The sequence below is a fragment of the Flavobacterium pokkalii genome, from assembly GCF_014596575.1.
In the GTDB taxonomy this organism is placed as follows: Bacteria; Bacteroidota; Bacteroidia; order Flavobacteriales; family Flavobacteriaceae; genus Flavobacterium; species Flavobacterium pokkalii.
In genome coordinates, this window is the sequence record NZ_NASZ01000039.1 from 1 (window position 1) to 3585 (window position 3585).

The 3585-nt window shown below is 32.0% G+C and carries 1 protein-coding gene; it reads left to right on the top strand.

Annotated elements, in window-relative coordinates; genetic code table 11:
* Nucleotides 1-309: 309 nt before the first annotated feature.
* Nucleotides 310-3585: heparinase II/III family protein (locus B6A10_RS16065; protein WP_188221678.1), on the top strand; the 3276-nt coding region annotated here is incomplete at its 3' end.

Below are 3585 nucleotides of genomic sequence, written 5' to 3' on the forward strand. Positions count from 1 at the left end.
AGTGTCAGAAGGTCAATCTGGGACTACTTTCAATGCAAGCGGATTAACAGGAGCTTCTACCTATTATTTTAAAATAGTTGTTAAAGATTCTAAGGGAGGACAAACTATAGGACAGGTTTGGTCCTTTAAAACTAATTAGTTTTTACGAATGTGTAAAGTTAATTGAAGACTTATAAAAATTACTAAGAATTAATATTTGAACCCAAGCCACATGTTTAAAACCAATCTTTAATTTATACTGTTTTTGAATTAAAGATTGTTTTTATGATTTTCATGTTAAAATGTCAAAATTTAAATCAATTATTTATAATGAAAAAAAAAATATTTTTTTTCTTGTTGGTGAGTTTCTCCCTCTCATTACAAGCGCAGCTTTTAAAACAAGATTTTAGTAGCTCTACAGTGGTTTCAGACTATGTAAGTGGAACTCCTAGTTTGGGGCAGTTTGACTATATTAGTCCTACTTCAGGAAATCTTACAACCGGTATTACAAATGGTGAATTACGATTTGATAGACTGAATCCAGTTCCGGCAACTACAAGTACTACTGTTGTTTTTTATCGTAATTTCAATTTGGCAACTAAGCCAAAATTTGTACAGCTCAAATTTGACTTCAATTTAAGTGGAGATAATTTATTAAACAAAGGAAGTGGCGCAATTAATATTCAGTTGGGTAATTCTTTTACTGCTAGCGCTGGTAATTATGCCACCAGAATAGGTATTAATACAGGAGCAAACCTTGGTGAATATAAAGTAACGTCTGTTGATAATATTGGAGGTGCACCACAGTCGGGTGTCTTAACAGGTAAAAAAACTATAACTTTTATTGCAAATAATTCGGGAGCTACTCAAACGTATACTGCTCCAGACGGGAGCATTGAATCAATTGCTACCGGGAAGATGGAGTTTTGGGTCGGAACATCTAAGATTACAAATGATTTTGATATAAAAAACCCAACAAATGAAATTGATGGATTTAAAATTTTATCTGCATCAACTGTTAACCTTTATGGAATTCTGGATTTTGATAATATAGAAATGAAGGATTTACTAAATAGTCCCGTAGTAAATCCGCCAACAGTAGAATTACCTGATACACCAACTGATTATTTAGTATTAAAACATCCTTTTATCTGGGCTTCATATCCTGAAAGACAAAAAATAGTTGATAACATTAAGAAATATTCCTGGGCGAGTTCATTGTACAGTCAATTAAAATCTCGTGTTGATGCTAAAAAAAATACGCATGCCTTAAATCCTTCTGCAACTTTGAATGCAATCCCACCCATTCCAGGTTTGTATACTGATCGAACAGCTCATACAGATATTGTTGCTTCAATGAATGAGGCATCAATATTATATTATTTGACAAATGATGTTAGCTATGCACAATATGCTGCTGATATATTGAATCACTACATGAAATATTTGGTGATTCAACCGGTACAAAAATATCAAGAAGGAGGACCTGGACTTATGTTTGATGATGGCTGGTTGGAATCTAGAACGTTGTTTCCAAGAATTGCGTTAACGTATGATTTTTTGTATAACTATGTTAACAATTCAACTAATAAAGTTTTTGATTTAAGTACAAGTACTTTAGTACAATTTAATGATACAATGGCTCAAACAACGGTTACCAATTTATCAGATATTGTATTTCAAAGTATAAGGGCACCAAGAAGTAATCATTCTGTTCTAGCTGGTAATGGTAATTTGTTTAACCTTTTGATGATTAGTGATGATGTCAAAAGAGAACAGTATTTTAATAGATTTTATAGTAATACTTCGGAATCTTTTGATGCTTACACATGGTCTTTGGGGAATTTTACTGAAAATGGTGTTTGGCCAGAAACCTTTAGTTATGCAAAAGGATCACATGAATTGATGATTCAATCTATGAATGTTATTGATAGATATAAACCCGGTTTAAATTTAATTCAAAATAATTTGAAAATATTGGATGGCTTCATTGGCTATGCTAATTGGTATTATCCTTCAGGTGAATTAATGCGTTTTGGCGATAGTGATGATGAAGGGGATCTTATTAAAGGTTTTCAGTGGATTCTAAGAATTGCAAATAGAAAAAACTACCCAAGTTATAATCAATTGGCTAAAGAAAATTTAAAATATTTTTATGATAGTTCAGGGTATGTTCCACAAATTATTACTGATAGATTACAATATCATAGTCCTTTACAATTATTATGGGGAGAAAATATTGAAGATACCCAAATAGGAGTCAAACCAAAAGTAGAATCCTCTTATAATTTAGTTCATGCGGGTATTATTGCTCAGAGAAATTATAATACAAATGATGAGGTTAAAGATGGGCTAATGTATTATACGGGTGGGAAGGCATATGTTCATACACATTCTACCGGAATTGATATGGAACTTTATGGCAAAGGTCAAATTATGGGAGCTGAAAGTGGAAGTGGTACTTATGGAACTAATGAACACGAAAATTATAGAACGCGTCTTGCTGCACATAATACTGTGATTGTGAACGGTTCTGGAAAAAGAGGAGGTACCAATTGGTTGACTAAAGTTGCAAACGTTAATCTGTTAGCGGCTGAACCTAAGTCTTATGGTACTCCTATTTCAAATAGTTTTTCTTTTTCAACCCAATATATTGATGATTCTTTTAATGATTGTTTGCAACAGCGTACAAACAGTATAATTCGTACGAGTTTAACAACCGGGTATTATTTTGATATTTTAAGATCAAAGGGTAAAACCGTTAATAATTTCCATGATTATATTTATCATAACATTGGAGATGATTTAGTTTTTAAATTTACGGATAATACAACAGTTCCTTTAAGTTTATCGACTAAATATACTACTGATATAACGGGTAATGTAACAGGGTGGACGTTTTTTGAGAATGTTAATTCCTCTGCTTTAACAGATAAAGCAATCAATGCAATATACACTTTGAGTACAGTAAATAAATATATGAACGTTTTAATTCCATCGGGTATAAATCGTGAATATGCTACAGCTCTTGCGCCTTATACCAAAGGGGCTTTGAATGGATATGATAAGAAGAAAACTCCAGTAATAACGATGCGTAAGTACGGTGAAGCTTGGAATGAACCTTTTATTGCAGTTTATGAACCTACAAGTAATGTTCAAGGTACTGTTAAATCTACCACAACTATTTTGAATAATAATAAAGTTGTAGGATTAAAAGTAGTTTCGGAGGTAAACGGTCAAGAAATTCAAGATATTATTCTATCTAATGATGAAGATAATGTTAATTTAAATTTGCCACAATACAAAGTTGTATTTAGCGGTAGATTTGCCATTATTCGTACAATAATTAAAGACCAAAAAAAGGATGTGTCTTTATATATAGGAAAAGGAAATGAAATAACCTTTGAAGGACAAACCTTAAGTGCAGACACTGATGGTAAAGGTTTCCTTGAATACACAGCAGATGTAACTCCATTTACATTACCATCTAATAATTTCAAGATACAACTTAATGGCGAAACATGTGTTGGTAAAAATAACGGAAATATTGTTATAGAAGCTCAAGCTAGTAATAGTTACGAAGCTAAAATTAATGGTAAAACCTAT